General features: G+C 65.8%; 15 protein-coding genes. 4 read left to right on the top strand and 11 right to left on the bottom strand.

Going from position 1 to position 19,098, the window contains the following annotated elements:
* Positions 1-12: 12 nt before the first annotated feature.
* Genes hpaE through AC4EEV_RS09600 form a run of 3 tightly spaced genes read right to left on the bottom strand, consistent with a single transcriptional unit; the run spans position 13 to position 3,682 of the window.
* Positions 13-1,524, bottom strand: a complete 1,512-nt coding sequence (gene hpaE, locus AC4EEV_RS09610) for a 5-carboxymethyl-2-hydroxymuconate semialdehyde dehydrogenase (protein WP_491330772.1) — start codon at positions 1,522-1,524, stop codon at positions 13-15.
* A 21-nt stretch (positions 1,525-1,545) separates the two neighbouring features.
* Positions 1,546-2,226, bottom strand: coding sequence for a GntR family transcriptional regulator (locus AC4EEV_RS09605; RefSeq protein WP_491330771.1), 681 nt, complete (start codon positions 2,224-2,226; stop codon positions 1,546-1,548).
* The gene (locus tag AC4EEV_RS09600; protein ID WP_056391897.1) at positions 2,219-3,682 is read right to left on the bottom strand and encodes a fumarylacetoacetate hydrolase family protein; all 1,464 of its coding nucleotides are present in this window, start codon (positions 3,680-3,682) and stop codon (positions 2,219-2,221) included. The genes AC4EEV_RS09605 and AC4EEV_RS09600 overlap by 8 nt, the downstream gene beginning before the upstream one ends.
* A gap of 231 nt (positions 3,683-3,913) precedes the next feature.
* On the opposite strand from AC4EEV_RS09600, the gene AC4EEV_RS09595 reads away from it, so the two are divergent.
* Positions 3,914-5,836, top strand: coding sequence for an FAD-binding monooxygenase (locus tag AC4EEV_RS09595; RefSeq protein ID WP_491330770.1), 1,923 nt, complete (start codon positions 3,914-3,916; stop codon positions 5,834-5,836).
* On the opposite strand, the gene AC4EEV_RS09590 is transcribed toward AC4EEV_RS09595, so the two are convergent.
* From AC4EEV_RS09590 to AC4EEV_RS09560, 7 genes are all read right to left on the bottom strand, one after another.
* Positions 5,809-6,663 (bottom strand): prephenate dehydratase, encoded by an 855-nt coding sequence (locus AC4EEV_RS09590; protein ID WP_491330769.1) that lies wholly within the window; start codon positions 6,661-6,663, stop codon positions 5,809-5,811. The two genes, AC4EEV_RS09595 and AC4EEV_RS09590, sit on opposite strands and share 28 nt — an antisense overlap.
* A gap of 53 nt (positions 6,664-6,716) precedes the next feature.
* Positions 6,717-8,630, bottom strand: coding sequence for an amylosucrase (locus AC4EEV_RS09585; protein WP_491330768.1), 1,914 nt, complete (start codon positions 8,628-8,630; stop codon positions 6,717-6,719).
* Positions 8,631-8,692: 62 nt separating this feature from the next.
* Positions 8,693-9,511 carry a polyphosphate--glucose phosphotransferase gene (ppgK, locus tag AC4EEV_RS09580; protein WP_491330767.1) on the bottom strand — a complete coding sequence of 273 codons (819 nt, stop codon included), beginning with the start codon at positions 9,509-9,511 and terminating at the stop codon, positions 8,693-8,695.
* Positions 9,499-11,214: a glycoside hydrolase family 13 protein gene (locus AC4EEV_RS09575; RefSeq protein ID WP_144600125.1), complete on the bottom strand. Its 1,716-nt coding sequence runs from the start codon at positions 11,212-11,214 to the stop codon at positions 9,499-9,501. The genes ppgK and AC4EEV_RS09575 overlap by 13 nt, the downstream gene beginning before the upstream one ends.
* A 45-nt stretch (positions 11,215-11,259) precedes the next feature.
* Positions 11,260-12,150, bottom strand: a complete 891-nt coding sequence (locus tag AC4EEV_RS09570) for a carbohydrate ABC transporter permease (RefSeq protein ID WP_142070541.1) — start codon at positions 12,148-12,150, stop codon at positions 11,260-11,262.
* Positions 12,147-13,085 carry a carbohydrate ABC transporter permease gene (locus tag AC4EEV_RS09565; RefSeq protein ID WP_026265892.1) on the bottom strand — a complete coding sequence of 313 codons (939 nt, stop codon included), beginning with the start codon at positions 13,083-13,085 and terminating at the stop codon, positions 12,147-12,149. The genes AC4EEV_RS09570 and AC4EEV_RS09565 overlap by 4 nt, the downstream gene beginning before the upstream one ends.
* Positions 13,086-13,128: 43 nt before the next feature.
* A complete protein-coding gene (locus AC4EEV_RS09560) occupies positions 13,129-14,406 on the bottom strand; it encodes an ABC transporter substrate-binding protein (protein WP_196804766.1) in 1,278 nt (425 codons plus the stop codon).
* Positions 14,407-14,495: 89 nt separating this feature from the next.
* Between AC4EEV_RS09560 and AC4EEV_RS09555 the strand changes: the two genes are divergently transcribed.
* Positions 14,496-15,701, top strand: a complete 1,206-nt coding sequence (locus tag AC4EEV_RS09555) for an ROK family transcriptional regulator (protein ID WP_166673105.1) — start codon at positions 14,496-14,498, stop codon at positions 15,699-15,701.
* Positions 15,702-15,721: 20 nt separating this feature from the next.
* Here AC4EEV_RS09555 and AC4EEV_RS09550 read toward each other — a convergent pair whose 3' ends face one another.
* Positions 15,722-16,381, bottom strand: coding sequence for a GntR family transcriptional regulator (locus tag AC4EEV_RS09550; RefSeq protein WP_082581758.1), 660 nt, complete (start codon positions 16,379-16,381; stop codon positions 15,722-15,724).
* A gap of 135 nt (positions 16,382-16,516) precedes the next feature.
* Here AC4EEV_RS09550 and glyA point away from each other — a divergent pair, with 135 nt between their 5' ends.
* Positions 16,517-17,857, top strand: a complete 1,341-nt coding sequence (gene glyA / locus AC4EEV_RS09545; protein WP_018770028.1) for a serine hydroxymethyltransferase — start codon at positions 16,517-16,519, stop codon at positions 17,855-17,857.
* On the top strand, positions 17,854-19,074 hold the full coding sequence (locus AC4EEV_RS09540) for a sarcosine oxidase subunit beta family protein (RefSeq protein WP_491330766.1): 1,221 nt from the start codon (positions 17,854-17,856) through the stop codon (positions 19,072-19,074). The genes glyA and AC4EEV_RS09540 overlap by 4 nt, the downstream gene beginning before the upstream one ends.
* Positions 19,075-19,098 lie beyond the last annotated feature (24 nt).

Below are 19,098 nucleotides of genomic sequence, written 5' to 3'. Positions count from 1 at the left end.
AAAGGGGGCTGGCTAGGCGCCGAATTTGGGGGTGTGGACGGTGCCGAGGGTGATGTGCACGGCCTGCTGGTCGGTGTAGAAGTCGATGGAGCGGTAGCCGCCCTCGTGGCCCAGGCCGGAGGCCTTGACGCCGCCGAACGGGGTGCGCAGGTCGCGGACGTTGTGGCTGTTCAGCCACACCATGCCGGCTTCGACGTTCTGCGAGAAGTTGTGGGCGCGGGTCAGGTTCTGGGTCCAGATGTAGGCGGCGAGCCCGTACTTGGTGTTGTTCGCCAGGGCGAGGGCTTCGTCGTCGGTCTCGAACGGGGTGATGGCCACGACGGGTCCGAAGATTTCCTCCTGGAAGATCCGGGCGTCAGGGGCGACGTCGGCGAACACCGTGGGTGCGATGTAGTTGCCTTCGGGCAGGTGGTCGGGGCGGCCGCCGCCGGCCAGGAGCCGGCCTTCGGACTTGCCGATCTCCACGTAGGAGGCCACCTTCTGGTAGTGCTCGGGGTGGACCAGGGCGCCCACCTGGGTCTTGGGGTCGTGCGGATCGCCCACCACGATGTTCTTTGCCCGGGCGGCGTACTTCTCGCAGAATTCGTCGTAGATGGCGCGCTCCACCAGGATGCGTGAGCCGGCGGTGCAGCGCTCGCCGTTGAGGGAGAAGACCCCGAACAGGGCGGAGTCGATCGCGGCGTCCAGGTCGGCGTCGGCGAAGACGACGCAGGGGGACTTGCCGCCGAGCTCCATGGAGAGGCCCTTCAGGTTCGCGGCGGCGTTGCGGAAGATGGTCTGGCCGGTGGTGGTCTCGCCGGTGAAGGAAATCAGGGGAACATCCGGGTGCTTGACCAGGGCGTCGCCGGCTTCTTCGCCGAGCCCGTTGACCAGGTTGAAGACGCCGTCCGGCAGGCCCGCATCCTTGAAGATGGTGGCCCACAGGGAGGCGGACAGCGGGGTGAACTCGGCGGGCTTGAGGACCACGGTGTTGCCGGCGGCCAGGGCCGGGGCGAGCTTCCAGGACTCCAGCATGAACGGCGTGTTCCACGGGGTGATGAGGCCGGCCACGCCGATCGGCTTGCGGTTGACGTAGTTGATCTGCGAGCCGGGGACCTTCATGGCGTCGTCGAACTGGGCCACGATCAGGTCCGCGAAGAACCGGAAGTTCTCCGCCGCACGGAGGGCCTGGCCCTTGGCCTGGGTGATGGGCAGGCCGGTGTCGAACGTTTCCAGTTCGGCGAGCCGGGCTTCCTGGGCCTCGACGGCGTCGGCGATCCGGTTCAGGATGCGGGCGCGTTCCCGGGGCTTCATCTTCGGCCATGGGCCGTTCTTGAAGGCTTCGCGGGCCGCGGCGACGGCGAGGTCGATGTCCTCTTTCTGGCCGGCGGCGGCGGTGGCGTAGTTCCGGTTGGACACCGGGTCCAGGACGTCGAAGGTCGCCCCGCCCACGGAGTCCACGAACTTCCCGTTAATGAAGTGCTGGATATGGGTGGGCAGGTCCTCAGGGACGTAGTGCGTGCTGGTTTCTACCGAGGTCGTCATCGTTGAAGTCCTATCTGGGGGTCAGGGGTTGTTGGCCTGGGCGAGGTAGGCGTCCAGGGTGGCGGAGCGGTGGAGCCGGGCCGCCTTTTCGATCTGTTCTGCGTCCGCGCCTGTTTCGATGAGCTTCAGCAGGTTCTCGTGTTCCTCCACGGAGTCGCGGGCGCGGCCGGGGACAAAGCGGAAGGTGGAGGACCGGAGCGAGGCGAGCCGGTTCCAGCCGCGGTGCACCAGGTCCAGGATGTGCGGGTTGGGGCAGTGCTCGAACAGGACGCTGTGGAAGTCCTGGTTCAGCCGGGTGAACCGGACAGGGTCGAAGTGGTCCAGGCACTCGCGCATTTCCTGGTTCACGGCGCGGGCCCGGGCGATGGCCGCCGGGTCGATCAGCGGGGCCGAGAGGGCTGTGGCGGCACCCTCGACGATGCTCAGGGTCTGCATCGTGTAGAGGTATTCGGTGGGGTCGATGCCGGCCACGGTGGCGCCGACGTTCCGCTCGAACGTCACCAGGCCCTCGGCCTCGAGCCGGCGGATCGCTTCCCGGACCGGAACCACGCTGAAGCCCAGGTCCTTCGCTATGGCACCCAGGACCAGCCGGTAGCCGGGAGTGTAGGTGCCTTCCACGATCCGTGCCTTGACGGCCTGGTAGGCCTGTTGGGACTTGCTGCCGGGAGTGGCTGCCACGCCGGCCACGGCGGTTTCAGTCATGGCGGTTGCCTGCCCATTCCTTGTACCGGGCCTGCCATTCGGCGTTCATCGGGTAGAGGCCGTCCACGCTGTTGCCCTGCTTGACCATCTCGAAGATGAAGGTTTCCTCCTTTTCCTGCTGGATGCAGTCCTCAACGAGTTCTTCGGCGATGGCGGGCGGGATGACCAGGATGCCGTCGGAGTCGGCCACGATGATGTCGCCGGGCTGGACGGTGGCTCCGCCGCAGGCGATGGTGATGTCCGTGTCCCACGGGATGTGCCGGCGGCCCAGCACGGCGGGGTGCGGGTTGGCGAAGTACGTGGGCATTTCCAGGCCGGCCACCGCGGTATAGTCGCGGACGCCGCCGTCGGTGATGATCGCTGCCGCGCCGCGGACCTGGGCGCGCAGGGCCAGGATGTCGCCCACGGTGCCGGTGCCCTTTTCCCCGCGGGCTTCCATGACCAGGATTTCGCCTTCGTTGACGGAATCGATGGCGCGTTTCTGGGCGTTGAAGCCGCCGCCATGGGTCTTGAAGAGGTCTTCCCGGTTGGGCACGTAGCGCAGGGTCCGGGCCAGTCCCACCACGCGCCGGTCCGGGCGGGTGGCCTGGAGGCCGTCGATGCTGACGTTGTTAAGGCCGCGCTTGCGCATCTGGGATGACAGGGTGGCGGTGGCGACCGACTCGAGCTTGGCTTTCAGTTCCGGGGTGAGGGCGCTGTCAGGAGCAGGGAGCCCTGCGGCTTCGCGGGATCCGTAGGCCTCCTCCCGCTGCAGGTCGTCAACCTTGGGCTGGGCGCCAAAGTCCGCGAACGCCGTCGTGCCTTGCTCAACGGTGGTGACCAGGCGTCCGGTGGTGAGGGTGCCATCAATCGTGCCCGCCTCAACCTCCAGGACGTCGCCCGGTGCGGCCACGGAGGCGCCGGCAGGGGTGCCGGTGAGGATGATGTCGCCCTCCTCGAGGGTGAGGAGCTGGGACAGGTCCGCCACCAGCCGGGCGAAGGGGAAGAGCAGGTCAGCGGTTGTGTCGTCCTGGACCAGTTCACCGTTGTGCCAGGTGCGGATGCGAAGTTTGGAAGGGTCGACGGCGTCTGCCGGAAGAAGTGCCGGGCCCACAGGGGTGAACCCGTCCCCGCCCTTGGACCGGAGGTTGGAGCCCTTGTCCGCGTAGCGCAGGTCGTACACTCCGAGGTCGTTGCTGGCGGTGACGGCGGCAACGTGGCTCCAGGCCTCCTCGACCGTGACGCGGCGGGCGGCCTTGCCGATGATGAGCGCAATCTCGCCTTCGTAGCCGAGCAGTTCGCAGCCGGCCGGGCGCTCCACGGGGCTTCCGCTGAGCGCCAGCGAGCTGGAAGGCTTGAGGAAGTAGGACGGTTGGGCCGGGGTGCGGCCACGCTGGGCGGCCCGGCTGGGGTAGTTGATGTGCACCGCGACCACCTTGCGTGCTGCTGCCAGGGTGTCGCCGTTGACCTGCTCCAAAACGTCTCCTCATCAGGTACGAAATCGTATACGATCACTATCCATAGATTTGCAGCTTCCGTCAACCCCCTTGTTTCGGCTGTTTTTGCGGCACTTCCGGAGCCACTTGTCGCCCGCGTCACAACCGGCGTACAGTGGAAAACAAGTTTAGAGTTTTCGATTATCGAATCTACTGTTCTGATATAGAACACGAACTGATGTGAATCATCCACAACGAAGTGAGGAAAGCCCGTGCAGTTCCACCACCACGGATACGTATCCGGTGACCCGCGCATCAAGCCGGCAGCCGGCGTCGGACTGAACCGCCCCGAGGAGCTCCCGGAGGAAGTGGACGTGCTCATCGTCGGCACCGGCCCAGCCGGAATGCTCGCCGCCGCGCAGTTGTCCATGTTCCCCAATGTCACCACGCGGATCATTGACCGCCGGCCGGGCCGCCTCGCTATTGGGCAGGCTGACGGGATCCAGGCGCGCAGCGTCGAAACCTTCCAGGCCTTCGGGTTCGCAGAGCGGATCATCGCCGAGGCCTACCGGATCACGGAGATGGCGTTCTGGAAGCCGGACCCTGCCAACAACGCCAACATCATCCGCGCTGCACGCGCCGTCGACGACGAAACAGGGATCAGCGAGTTCCCGCACCTGATCGTCAACCAGGCCCGCGTGCTGGACTACTTTGCCGAGTTTGCGGCGAACTCACCCACCCGCCTCAAGCCCGACTATGGCTATGACTTCCAGGGCCTCACCGTCGCCACCGAGGGCGACTACCCGGTCACTGTGACGCTGCTTCACACCGCCGGACCCAATGAGGGCCAGGAGCGGATTGTCCGTGCAAAGTACGTGGTGGGGGCCGACGGCGCGCGCAGCAAGGTTCGCCAGGCGATCGGCTGCACGCTGGCAGGGGACCAGGCCAACCACGCCTGGGGCGTCATGGACGTCCTGGCCGTCACCGACTTCCCTGACATCCGCACCAAGTGCGCCATCCAGGCCGAGAAGGGCAGCATCCTGCTGATTCCGCGGGAAGGCGGCTACCTGTTCCGCATGTACGTGGACCTGGGCGAAGTGGATCCTGCCACCCACCACGCCGTCCGCAACACGAGCATCGAGCAGATCATCCACAAGGCAAACGAGATCCTGCACCCCTACACCCTGGATGTACGCAACGTGGCGTGGCACAGCGTGTACGAGGTGGGCCACCGCCTCACGGACAGGTTCGACGACGTCCTGCCCGCGGACCGCGGCACCCGCACCCCGCGGGTGTTCATCACCGGCGATGCCTGCCACACCCACAGTGCCAAGGCCGGCCAGGGCATGAACGTCTCCATGCAGGACGGGTTCAACATCGCCTGGAAGCTGGGGCATGTGCTGGAGGGCCGCAGCCCCGAGAGCCTGCTGACCACCTACTCGGAGGAGCGGCAGGTGGTGGCCAGGAACCTGATCGACTTCGACAAGGAGTGGTCCACCATGATGGCCAAGAAGCCCGAGGAGTTCGAGCACCCCTCGGACCTTGAGGACTTCTACGTGCGGACCGCCGAGTTCCCGGCAGGTTTCATGACCCAGTACGCGCCGTCCCTGATTGTTGGCGGCACCGACCACCAGGACCTGGCCGCCGGCTTCCCCGTGGGCAAGCGTTTCAAGTCGGCACCGGTAGTCCGCGTGGGCGACACCAACCCCATCCACCTGGGCCACCACGCCACGGCTGACGGCCGCTGGCGGATCTATGTCTTCGCGGATGCGGCCCAGTCCGGAACGGACTCCACCACGGACAAGCTCGCCGAGTGGTTCGCGCACTCGCCGGAATCACCCCTGGCAGCAACACCCGCGGACGCCGACCCGGACGCGTGGTTCGATCTGAAGGTCATTTACCAGCAGCCGCACACCGCCGTCGACATCAATGCCGTCCCCTCCGTCTTCAAGCCGCAGGTGGGCCCGTTCAAGCTCACCGACTACGAGAAGGTGTACGCAACCGATCCCACGGCGGACATCTTCGACCTGCGCGGACTGGACCGCAACGGCGTCGTCGTGGTGGTCCGCCCGGACCAGTACGTGGCCAACGTCCTGCCGCTGACGGCAACCGCCGAGCTCGGCGCGTTCTTCGCGCCGCTGCTCAAGGCCGCGCCCGCACAGCCACGTCAGGCGGTGGCTGCCGCCGCCCGGTAGTCAGCCGCGGGGTACACGCCGAGGATCCGCACCTCGGTGGTGAAGAAGTCCAGTTCCTCGAGGGCCAGCTTCAGCGGCAGGTCCTCGGGGTGGCCCTCGACGTCGGCCATGAACATGGTGGCGGCAAACTCGTTGCCCACCATGTAGCTCTCCAGACGCGTCATGTTCACGCCGTTCGTGGCAAACCCGCCCAGCGCCTTGTACAGGGCGGAGGGGACGTTGCGGACGCGGAACACGAAACTGGTGACTGCCGGTCCGGGAAGATCCTGCCGGGCCGGCAGTGCCGTTTCCCGGGCAAGGACCACGAAGCGGGTGGTGTTGGAGGGGTCGTCCTCCACGCGGCAGGCCAGCACCTGGAGGCCGTAGATCTCCGCGGCCAGCGGGGGAGCCAGCGAGAGCTTGCGGGGGTCATTCCACTCGGCCACCTCCCGGGCGGACCCGGCGGTGTCGCCGGCGATGACCGGCTTGAGGCCGTGGTCGCGGATCAGCTTCCGGCACTGGCCCAGGGCGTGGATGTGGCTGTGCACCTCGGTGGCGCCCTCAATGGTGCTGCCCGGAATGCCCAGCAGGTCGAAATGGATGGGCAGGAAGTATTCGCCCACGATCTGCAGGTTGGACTGCGGCAGCAGGATGTGGATGTCCGCCACCCGGCCCGCGATGGAATTCTCGATGGGGATCATGGCCAGGTCCGCTTCGCCGCCGGCCACCAGTTCGAAGGCGTCCTCGAAGCTGGCGCACGGGACGCTTTCCATGTCCGGGAACATCTGCTGACACGCGATATTGGAGTTGGCGCCGGGCTCACCCTGGTACGCAATCTTGGAGGCCATGGTCCGTATGCTTTCACGCGCGCGGGCCCGTTGTGAAAACGGGCCCGCGAGTGCTACGCGGGGGTGACGCGCAGCCAGAGGTACTGCCGGGGGAGGAGGGTGATGCCGTCGTCCAGTTGCAGGGTGGCTTCGGAGAGAAGGTCGACGGCGGCAGGGGAGTACCCGCTAAAGGTTTCCGCCGGGAGGGTCTGGGCGGAGTCGCTGAAATTGGCGAGGGCCAGGACGGTGCTGCCACCGTCCGGACCGCCCGGGCGCTGGTAGCCGAGCACCGAGCGGTTGTTCGTACGGAAATCCACCAGCGTGGTTCCGGCAAATTCAGGAGTGCCCGCCCGGACCTCGATCATGCGCTTCAATCCGGCGTAGACGGCCCCCTCGGGGGTGGAGGGATCGTCACGGCGGGCGTATTGTTCGGCGGGAAAGTGCGGCCGGTGCACCCAGCGGCTGTCCTCCTCGTGGCCGGGCTCGGACGCGTAGGAGTAGTCGTTGACCTGCCCCACTTCGTCGCCCAGGTACAGCAGCGGGATGCCGCCGGTGCTGAAGGGCACCGAATGGGCCAGGAGGATCCGTTCCACCGCCTCCGCCGGGTCAACCTCCATCCCGCACAGGGACGCCGTCGTGCCGGAAATCCGGCAGTCACCCGTCTTGGGGTTGTCCTGGAAGGGGACGCCGCGGGCGAAGCTGCCCGGGAACCGGTTGACGTAGAAGGAGTTCAGGAAGCGGCGGTGGTCAAAGCCGTTGATGCCCAGCTCGGCCGCGTCCTCATCGGCGAAGGTCCAGCCGATGTCGTCATGGCTGCGGACGTAGTTCACCCATGCCGTACCGTCGGGGATGTTGTGCCTGCGCTCCAGCGCCTGTGACAGCAGGGACACGTCCCTGGTGGCCAGGGACTCCCAGATCAGGGCCATCTGCAGCGGGTTGTAGGAAAGCTGGCATTCCGCGGGGTCGATGTACAGTGCCACCTCGTCGGGGTGCACGATGGCCTCCGACTTGAACAGCAGCGACGGTGCCGCCAGGCGGCAGACCGCGTTGAACGCCCGGAGCAGCGTGTGCGCCTGGGGGAGGTTTTCGCAGGGCGTCCCCAGCTGCTTCCAGATGAAGGCGACAGCGTCCATGCGCAGGATATCCACCCCCTGGTTGGCCAGGAACAGCATCTCGGCGGCCATGGCCCGGAAAACGCCGGGGTTGGAGTAGTTCAGGTCCCACTGGTAGGTGTGGAACGTGGCCCACACCCACCGGCCGTCCGCCATCTGAATGAAGGACCCCGGATGGTTCTCCGGGAAGATCTCGCGGACACTCGCCTCAAAGGCGTCCGGCATGGTCCGGTCCGGGAAGATCCAGTAGTAGTCGCTGCACTCGGGATCGCCCGCGGCTGCCTTCCGGGCCCATTCGTGCTCGTCCGAGGTGTGGTTGAAGATGAAGTCCACCACCAGGCTGATCCCGTTGGCGCGCAGTTCGGCGGCGAGGGAGCGCAGCTGTTCCATGGTGCCCAGCTTGGGGTTGACCTCCCGGTAGCTCGACACGGCGTAGCCGCCGTCCGAATGCGGTTCGGGCGCCAGGAACAGCGGCATCAGGTGCAGGTAGGTGAGGCCCAGCTCCTTGAAGTAGGGAATGCGGCTGCGCACTCCCTCCAGGCTTTCGGCGTAGCGGTCCACATAGCAGACGCCGCCCAGCATGCCGTTGGACTGGAACCAGTCCGGCGCCTCCTCGCGTTCGGCGTCCAGCGCCTTCAGCTCCGGGGAGCGCTCCTGCCACGACCGCGCGCTCTGCACCACCAGGGCGGACAGCTGCTCCAGCCAGTCCTGCCGGGCGCCGTAAAGCGAGTGGAACAGGCTGCGGAGGGTGGGGAAGTGCTCATCCAGCCGCCGGTCAAAGTCCGGATCCGCAGGGAGGCCGAGGTCCCGTTGCCGGGCGAGTGAAGCGATGACGGCCTGGCGCGCCTCTTCGTCCTCGTTAACGGTTTCCTGCATGCCACTGCCCCTTCCAGCCGCCGCCGAGATGTCCGGCCGCACATGTACTGAAGTATTCCATGTCACACATACTGAGCCTGTCCATCCTTGAGCCGCCTGCCGGCAAGGGCGGCGCCCACAACGCCCGCGGCGTTCTCGAGGCTGGCCGGAATGACCGGGGTGCGCAGTGAGAGGCGAGGGAGGTATTCGGTACTGCACGCTGAAATGCCCCCACCGATGATGATGAGGTCGGGCGAGAAGAGGAACTCCACGTGCGACAGGTACTGCTGCAGCCGGTCGGCGTACTCCACCCAGGTGAGGCCTTGGTTCTCCCTGACGACGGCCGATGCCCGGGACTCTGCCTTGCAGCCGCCGATTTCCAGGTGGCCCAGCTCGAAATTGGGAACGAGCCTGCCGTCCACCAGCAGTGCGGATCCGATGCCCGTCCCCAGGGTCAGGACCAGGACAACGCCGCGCTGGCCTTTCCCGGCGCCGTACAGGGCTTCCGCCGTACCGGCAGCGTCTGCGTCATTCACGACGCAAACGGATCGTCCAAGCCGGGACTCCAGGTAGGACTGGACATCAAGTCCCACCCAGCTGCCGTCCATGTTTGCTGCCGACAGCGCCACTCCGCGCTGGACAATCGAGGGGATGGCGACGCCGGCAGCCAGGTTCCCGTGCCCGGGGCTTTCGGATTCGAGCTCACTGATGAGCTGGTCCAGGGTGTCTGCCACGTCATCCACCCTGCCGCTGGACGGGGTCCGCAGGCGGCGGACACCGCCGGCCGGGGTGCCGCTGACCAGGTTGACGAGTGCACCCTTGATCCAGGTCCCGCCAACATCGATTCCTATTCCGAAATCCAGTCCGGAGCCGGCGTCGGCAGGGGCGCTCACCGCAGCCACGCCGTGGCAGCGCCGGGCAGCCGGCCTGCTTCGAGGGGCGAGCTGGAGACCAGCAGCTGGCCCGCGGGCAGCTCGAAGGGTTCCGTACCGAAGTTCGTTATGGAGGTCCAGCCGTTGGGGCGCCGGAAGGCCAGGACGTCATCCCGGCCGGTTTCCAGCAGCTCCAGCGCTTCTGTTGTTTGCAGCTGCGACCGCAGGGCGAGTGCCCGGCGGTAGAGGGACAGGGTTGAATCCCCCTGGCCCTCCTGGGCCTCCACTGAGCTGCCCGCGAACCATTCCGGCTGCGGCAGGTGGGAGCCGCCGGGGCCGAAACCGAATGAGCTGCCCGCCGAGGTCCACGGCAAGGGGACGCGGCAGCCGTCGCGGCCGATCTCCACGCCCTTGTTCCGGAAGAAGGCCGGATCCTGCCGGGCGGAGTCCGGGATTTCACTGCCGACTTCCTGCAGTCCCAGTTCCTCGCCTTGGTACAGGTACGCAGAACCCGGAAGGGCGAACATCAGCAGGGACGCGGCTCGGGCGCGGCGCAGGCCGAGTTCGGCGTCGACATCTTCCTGCCTGCCGCCGGCCAGAAGCCACCGCTTGCCCGCCTGCCCGGCCATGATGTCACCTCCGGCCGAAGGCTCGGACGCGGGGAGGCCGTAGCGCGTGGCATGCCGGACCACATCGTGGTTTGAGAACACCCAGGTGGACGACGCGCCGGATGCTTCGGCCTCTGCCAGGTTCTTGATGATCGTCTTCCGGAACTGGGCGGCGTCGAAGTCCGCCTGCAGCAGGTCGAAGTTGAAGGCCTGGCCCAGTCCCTCCGGGCTGGCGTAGCGGGCGCGACGGTCGGTATGGACCCAGGCTTCGGCGACGGCGGTGCGCGGCGGGTTGTATTCATTGAACAGGCGGCGCCACTCGGCGTAGATTTCGTGGACCTCGTCGCGGTCCCAGTACGGGTGCTGCCCCGTGAGGTACAGCGCCTCGCCCTGGGCCTCGAGGTCCGCCTTGGTGGGCAGGGTTTCTTCCAGGTTCTTCGTCAGGGCGTGGGCGACGTCGATGCGGAAGCCGTCCACGCCCCGGTCCGACCAGAAGCGCAGGGTTTTCAGGAAGTCTTCGCGGACTTCGGGGTTGTCCCAGTTGAAGTCGGGCTGTTCCTTGGCAAAGATGTGCATGTACCACTGCCCCGGGCTGCCGTCGGGTTCGGTGATGCGCTCCCAGGCGGGGCCGCCGAACACCGAGTCCCAGTCCGACGGCGGCAGCTCGCCTTTTTCGCCCAGCCCGTCGCGGAAGATGTACCGGTTGCGCGCCGCGGACCCCCTGGGCGAGGCGAGGGCTTCCCGGAACCACTGGTGCCGGTCCGACGAGTGGTTGGGCACGATGTCCACGATCAGCTTGAGGCCGGCGGCGTGCAGGGCGTTGGCCATCGCGTCGAAGTCCTCCAGCGTGCCCAGCAGCGGGTCCACGTTGCGGTAGTCGTCCACGTCGTAGCCCCCATCGGCGAGTGCGGAGGGGTAGAAGGGGCTCAGCCAGACGGCATCGATGCCCAGGTTTTTCAGGTACGGAACCTTGGCGGTGATGCCGTTGATGTCGCCGATGCCGTCGCCGTTCGAGTCCGCAAAGCTGCGGGGGTAGATCTGGTACACGGAGGCCTGACGCCACCAGTTGGGGTCGGCCGTGGGGGCGGGGTGGCTTTGGGTTGCCTGGGTGGCGGTGGTGGGCAAGATTGCTTCCTCAGTTTCAGCTGTATCAGGTGTGTGGGTCCGGAGTTACTTGACGGCGCCCTGGGTGAGGCCGGACATGACCCAGCGCTGGGTAAACAGGTAGACGATGATGGCGGGGGCCATTGCCATCAGGTAGGAGGCGAAGGCCACGTTGTAGCTGTTGCTGAACTGCGTCTGGAAGATCTTTTGCAGCACGGGGATGGTCTGCAGTTCAGGATCGGAAATGATGAGTGACGGCATCATGAAGTCGTTCCATGACGCGATGAAGGCGAAGATGCCCACGGTTGCGCTCATGGGCCCCAGCAGGGGGAAGATGAGCTTCCAAAACACCTGCCACGTTCCCGCGCCGTCCATCCGCATGCTTTCCTCCAACTCCAGGGGGATCGAGCGGAGGAAGGCGGTGAAGAGCATGGTGTTGAAGGCCAGGGCGAAAACGATGTGCAGGATGGCTACCCCGAGCGGGTTGTCGAGTCCGACGAGTCCCGTGAGCTGGATCTGCGGCAGCGCCACCACGGGGAACGGGATGAACATTGCCGCGAGCAGGTAAAAGAAGGACCAACGGAAGAGACGACGGTCCCAGTTGCGGACGATGGCGTAGGCGGCCAGGGCCGAAACGATGATCTCCCCTGCAACGGCGATCACCGACACGAACACGGAAATTCCAAAGCCGCGGGGGAAGTTTGTGAGCGTCCAGGCCTGGGCAAAGCTGTCGAAGGTCAGGGGGCTTGGCAGGGAGAAGGCGTTGCCGTCCACTGCCTGGCCAGTGGTTTTGAAGGCCATGCTGACCGTGACGTAGAGCGGGACGAGCACGCTGAGCGTGCAGACAATGAGGATGATGGTGGCGGGCCACTGGATGCGTTCGGGCCCGGCGGGTAGCCGGCGGCCCTTGGCGGCCGCCGCGGGTTCTGCCTGGATGATGCTGGGTGCGCTGCTCATGCTGCGATCCCTCCCTTGCCACGTGTGAAGCGAAGTTGGACGAGTGCGATGACGATGCTGATGAGGAAGAAGATCACGGCGTTGGCCATCTGGTAGGCATAGTCGCCGCCTTCGAAGCCGCGGAAGATCGACATCGCGACGCTTCGTGTGGCCACGCCGGGCCCGCCGTCGGTGAGGCCGATGATGATGTCGTAGGCGTTGAGGTAGTTCTTGAAGCCGAGGACCGTGTTGATCACGGCGTACCCCGCAATGAGCGGCAGGGTGATGTGCCGCAGGTTCTGCCAGGGCGATGCCCCGTCGATGGAACTCGCCTCGTAGACCTCGGCGGGGACCGTGAGGAGCCCTGCGATGTAGATCAGCATGGCACTCGGGATGGACTGCCACGCCGTGACGAAGACGATCGCAAGCCACGCGAGCTGGGGGTTTGCGAGAAGGCTGGTGGCCAGCGGCTCGATTCCCATGCTTTTGCCGGCAAGGGGCAGCGAGTTCGAGAAGAGGTACTGGAACACGAACGCGATGACGATGCCGGAGATCACCATGGGGATGACGAAGACGGTGCGAAGCGCGGCACGGAAGCGGACGCGGGACGTGAGGCCCAGGGCCAGGAGGAAGGCCACGGCATTCACGACGATGACGGTGACCAGCGAGAAAACGAGGGTGAAGCCGTAGGCGCCGAGGACTCCTTCATCACGGAACACCGCAATGAAGTTCCGGATGCCGATGAAATCAAAGTCACCGAAGCCCACGGAGTTCGTGAAGCTGTAGATGAACCCGAGAACGGCGGGCAGCGTGACGGCCAGCGTGAAGATCACCAGCGAGGGCAGGAGGAAAACATAGTAGAGCGGATCAACGCGGCTTTTGCGCACGCGTGTGGTTCCAGCCGCTGCCGGGGCCGTCACCTCCACCCTGGTGGAAGGTCTCGTCATTGATGACATGGATGGTCCTCGTTTCGTGCTTTGAGAGATCGAAAGTGTGGGTCTAAGCGCGGAAAGCCAGGCGGGCCCAGTCGGCGTCCATCCTGCGCAGCGTGCTCTCGGCATCGGCGCCGCCGATGATCGACTGGATGTAGTTGGCGGCCGGAATCGAGTTCGGAATGAACTGTGAGGCGCCCATGTAGAAGCGGCCCTCGTCGTAGTACTTCTGCATCTCGACGATTCGTGGGTCGGTCACCGGTGGCGCGTCCTTGGTCGTCCCGAAACCCAGGAATTTGGCGTTGTAAGGGTTCTGGATCTCCGGCCGCATCAGGTACTGCAGGAAATCGCGGGCACCCTGCTGCCCGTTGGCGACCTCGGGAACCCAGAGCGAGAGGTCGATGTTGACGCGGACTTTGAGATCTGCGGGATCACCGGTCATGGGCAGCGGGAAAGTTCCCAGATCCAGGTCTTTGCCGGCCTTTTCGATCTCGCCAAAGGCCCAGGGTCCCTGGAAGTACATGGCGGCCTGGCCCTGGGCCATTGCCGTGTTGCCGTCTCCGTAGCCGCGGCTTGCCGCATCGGGATTGACGTATTTGGTCAGTTGGACCATGCGCTTCACCGGCTCGAGCATCGTTTTCTGGAACGAAACTTCCGAATCCGGTCCGACGTTTTCGCCAATCCCATGCATTTTCTGATAGAAGTCGCGCACGTTGACCATGCCGCCCACCGTGTAGTCGAACAATCCCTGTGCCACGGTCCAGGGGTCGCGGAAAGTGCCGTAGATCGGCGTGATGCCTGCTGCCTTGAGCACCTCGCACACCTCGATCAGTTCATCCCAGGTTGTTGGGACGGCCACCCCGTTCTCTTCGAAGATGCGGCGGTTGTAGATGACCGAGGCCGCCATGACCGAGTAGGGGATGACGCTGGTGCGGCCGGCATAGGTTGGATACCAGTTGGTGAGGTCCAGCACGTCGTCCCGGATGGAGGCCGCTGCCGGGAGGTCGGAAAGATCCGAGAGCGCCCCGCGCTCCATGAACCGCGCCATCTCCAGGTTGTAGTTGAGGCATCCGAGGTCCGGGGGACTGCTGCGGACGAAGCTGGCAGAGAGATTTGTGGCCATGTCATGCAGGACGCGCACCCGGTCCTGCGAGTCGGTGAACTTCGCAGCCAGGTCCCGGAAGTATGGAACTGCCTCCGGCTTTGACTGGTGGAACGTGATGGTGGGCCTGGCACTGGCCGGGGCGCAGCCGGCCAACCCGAAAGCGGTGAGCGCACCTCCCGCAGCGGCAAGGAAAGTGCGCCGGGAAACGTGTCTCCCGGCGGACGTCAAAGGTGGCAACATCGGCTCCTCTTGGACTCTCGGATAATTTATATGGGTCTTATATTTAGGACCTATATGAGGATGGGGGACGCAGGGGCTATCGTCAAGGGGTGGACGGAAATACGGCGAGCTCGACACAACTGTTACGGCAGATCAACTCGGAGGCGCTGTTGCGCTTCGCCCTCCAGGAACAGGTGTTTACTGCCGGAGAAGCCATGGCTGCCACCGGGCTTACCCGCGCCACGGTGCTCGGGGTTTGTGACGGCCTGGTTGATGCGGGCTGGCTGGAGGAATTGACTGACGCCCGTACCGAGGCCGGCAGGCTCAAGGGCAGGCCGGCGCGGCAGTACCAGCTGCGCGAAGCTGCGGGTGTGGTTGTGGGCCTGGATGCCGGGGAGGGCTACTTCACAACCATCGTTGCCGACCTGCGCGGCCGCGAGCTGGGCAAGCGCCGCCAAAGCATTGATTCGCACGCGCTGGGACGCGCCGGCCGCGTGGCGAATGCACGGGAGCTGATCCGCCTGACCCTTGAGGATGTTTCATGCACCCCGGAGGATGTCCTGCTCACGGCCGTCGGCGTCCCGGCGCCCATTGACGCGAACGGCGCGTCTCCCGCCGGAGGAGAATTCTGGCAGTTGATGAATTCCGGCTTCGCAGGGCACCTTTGGGGCACTGTCATCGTCGAAAATGACGCCAATCTCGCCGCCATCGCGGAGCAGGCACAGGAGCCGTCAGCCAACGTGGCCACCTTGCTGTCGGGTGAGCGGTTTGGTGCCGGCCTGATTGTCGATGGGCGCCTGCTGCGGGGTCGCCAGGGGGGCGCGGGGGAGATGCGGTTCCTGGATGAGCTGGACAGCAAGTTCGTGCCGGATGAGGGGAGCTCGGACGGGTTCGGAGCACTTGCGCGGAAGTGGGCGCGTGCCCGCATCCATTCCTACGATGGCGAGACGGTGCTGCGGCAAATACCCGAGGAGGACATCAACGCCGAAGATGTCTTCCAGGCGGCCCGCGCGGGAGACCCGCTGGCACAGGACATCATCGCCAGGCTCGGGGTGCGGCTGGCGCGAATCGCTGTGGTGCTCTCCAGCCTTCTTGACATTGAGCGGGTGGTCATCGCCGGCGCGATCTCACGCGCCATCGAACCGGTCCTGGAGCACGCCCGCAGCCTGCTGCCCACGGATTCCGGCCTGCCGCTGCCGGATCTGGTTGCGAGCACTCTCGGGGCGGAATCCGTAGTCCGGGGTGCCATTGAGTCGGCGCTGATGCGGATCAGGCGTGAACCCTCAGCGTTCATTCCGCGGGCGCCCCGTTCCTGAAAGGCGGGCGGGCGGACAGCCTAAAGCACGCTGCGGATGGCCTGCTCGAAACTGGTCACGTGCTCAAGGGCCAGCTTGCCCGCCCGGTCCGAGTCGCCGTCGGCCACTGCCTCCAGCAGTTCCACGTGTTCGGCGATGTGCTCCGCCACTGACGGCACCTTTTCCAGCACCATGCACCAAATGCGGGTGGCCAGGTTGTCGTAACGGATCAGCACGTCCTCGAGGTGGGTGTTGGCGGCGGCCCGGTAGATGAGGCGGTGGACCTTGATGTCATACCGCATGAGGTCATAGGGATCGTCATCCGCCCCCATCCTGGCAATTGCCGCCGCGGTTTCCCGTATTTCCTTGCGCAGGGCAGGGGTTGCCAGCTTGGCGGCCCGGCGGGCTGCCAGGGGTTCCAATGACTCCCGGAGTTCGGAGACGTCCGCGAGTTCGGTGATGTCGACGACGGTGGCGAACGTTCCACGGCGGGGGTACGACACGACGAGGTGGTCACCTTCCAGGCGCTTGAGCGCTTCCCGGACCGGCGTGCGGCCGATCCCGAGCTCGGCGGCGAGCTTGCCGTCGTTGATGGCCTCACCCGGCCGGATGTCGAGCATGATGAGCCGGTCCCGGAGGTGCCGGTAGGCCTGCTCGGCGAGCGAGAGGTCGCCTTCTCCGGCCAGCTGGTTCTCTGTCATTACGCTCATTCCGAGCTCTCCCAAGGTAGCTATTGACTGCCGCGTGATCTACAACATACTATTACGTCAGTTCTAATATATCAGTTACAGATCAGTTATGGATCAGTAACTCCGAAGGGCCCCAGAAGGAGAACCATGCAGGATGTACTGAACGCCTCGCTCGCCACGGTTGACGCCGACGTCGCCGCCGCTGTGGCACGGGAACTGCACCGCCAGCAGTCCACCCTTGAAATGATCGCGTCGGAGAACTTCGCTCCGTCAGCCGTGATGGAAGCCCAGGGCTCGGTCCTGACCAACAAGTACGCCGAAGGCTACCCGGGCAAGCGCTACTACGGCGGCTGCGAGCACGTGGACGTCATTGAACAGCTCGCCATCGACCGCGTCAAAGCCCTCTTCGGCGCCGAATTCGCCAACGTCCAGCCGCACTCCGGCGCGCAGGCCAACGCCGCCGCCATGTTCGCCCTGCTGAACCCGGGTGACACCATCCTTGGCCTCTCCCTGGCCCACGGCGGCCACCTGACCCACGGGATGAAGATCAACTTCTCCGGCAAGCTCTACAACGTGGTCCCCTACCACGTCCGCGAATCAGACCTCCGCGTGGACATGGCCGAGGTGGAAGCGCTGGCCCTGGAACACAAGCCCAAACTGATCGTGGCCGGCTGGTCCGCCTACTCCCGCCAGCTGGACTTCGCCGAATTCCGCCGTATCGCCGACCTCGTGGGCGCCTACCTCATGGTGGACATGGCCCACTTCGCCGGCCTGGTGGCTGCAGGCCTGCATCCCAACCCCGTCCCGTACGCCGACGTGGTCACCACCACCACCCACAAGACCCTTGGCGGACCCCGCGGCGGCGTCATCCTCGCCAAGGAGGAATACGCCAAGAAGATCAACAGCGCCGTGTTCCCCGGCCAGCAGGGCGGACCGCTGGAGCACGTGGTTGCCGCCAAGGCGGTGGCCTTCAAACTTGCCGCTGCTCCTGAATTCAAGGAACGCCAGGAGCGCGTCCTGCAGGGAGCAAAGCTGCTGGCAGAGCGACTCCTCCAGCCGGACGTCCAGGCCGCAGGCATCTCCGTGGTCAACGGCGGCACCGACGTCCACCTGGTCCTGGTGGACCTGCGCCACTCCGAACTGGACGGCCAGCAGGGTGAAGACGCCCTCCACAAGATCGGCATCACCGTCAACCGCAACGCCGTCCCGTTCGATCCCCGCCCGCCGATGGTTTCCTCCGGCCTCCGGATCGGCACCCCCGCCCTGGCCGCCCGCGGATTCGGCGCCGCCGAGTTCACCGAAGTGGCCGACATCATCGCCTCCGCGCTGATCGCATCGGCCGGCACGGGCACCCTGCCCGGGGACACCGCCGTCGAACTCCGCGAACGCGTGACGGCCCTGGCCGAAAAGTTCCCCCTTTACCCGCACCTCACCGCCGACGCCGGCCTGGCCGACGCTGAAGCAGACCTGATTGGAGCCGCCCAGTGAGCACCCAGCACCTTCCGGAGCACCCGGACTTCCTCTGGCGGAACCCGGAACCCAAGTCCTCCTATGACGCCGTGATCGTGGGCGGCGGCGGGCACGGCCTGGCCACCGCCTACTTCCTGGCCAAGAACCACGGGATGACCAACATTGCCGTCCTGGAAAAAGGCTGGCTGGCCGGCGGCAACATGGCCCGCAACACCACCATCATCCGCTCCAACTACCTCTGGGATGAGAGTGCGGCCATCTACGAGCACGCCCTCAAGCTCTGGGAGATCCTGCCCGAGGAACTCGAGTACGACTTCCTGTTCAGCCAGCGCGGCGTGATGAACCTGGCCCACACCCTGGGCGACGTCCGCGAAAGCATCCGCCGCGTGGGCGCCAACAAGCTCAACGGCGTGGACGCCGAATGGCTGGACCCGCAGCAGGTCAAGGAACTCTGCCCCATCCTGAACATCCGCGACAACATCCGCTACCCCGTCATGGGCGCCACCTACCAGCCGCGCGCCGGCATCGCCAAGCACGACCACGTGGCCTGGGCCTTCGCCCGCAAATGCGACGAAATGGGCGTTGACATCATCCAGAACTGCGAGGTGACCGGCTTCCTGAAGGAGGGGGACCGCGTGGTGGGCGTCAAGACCAACCGCGGCACCATCAACACCGAAAAGGTGGGCCTCTGCGCCGCAGGCCACAGCTCGGTCCTGGCCGAAATGGCCGGCTTCCAGCTGCCCATCCAGTCCCACCCGCTGCAGGCGCTGGTGTCCGAACTGCACGAGCCCGTCCACCCCACGGTGGTCATGTCCAACCACGTCCACGTCTACGTCTCCCAGGCCCACAAGGGCGAACTGGTCATGGGCGCCGGCGTCGACTCCTACAACGGCTACGGCCAGCGCGGCTCCTTCCACGTGATCGAGCAGCAGATGGCGGCCGCCGTGGAGCTCTTCCCGATCTTTGCCCGGGCCCATGTGCTCCGGACCTGGGGCGGCATCGTGGACACCACCCTGGACGCTTCCCCGATCGTGGGCCTGACCCCGGTGGAGAACATGTTTGTGAACTGCGGCTGGGGGACCGGCGGGTTCAAGGGAACCCCCGCCGCCGGCATGACCTTCGCGCACACCATCGCCACCGGCACCCCGCACCGGCTGAACAAGCCGTTCTCGCTGGAACGCTTCGAAACCGGCGCGCTCATCGACGAACACGGCGCCGCCGCCGTGGCCCACTAGCCGCTGCCACCAGAAAAGGACTTA

Source organism: Pseudarthrobacter sp. MOO14, assembly GCF_058267675.1.
Note: the sequence above shows the minus strand (reverse complement) of the source record. Positions and strands in the feature narration are given on the sequence as shown.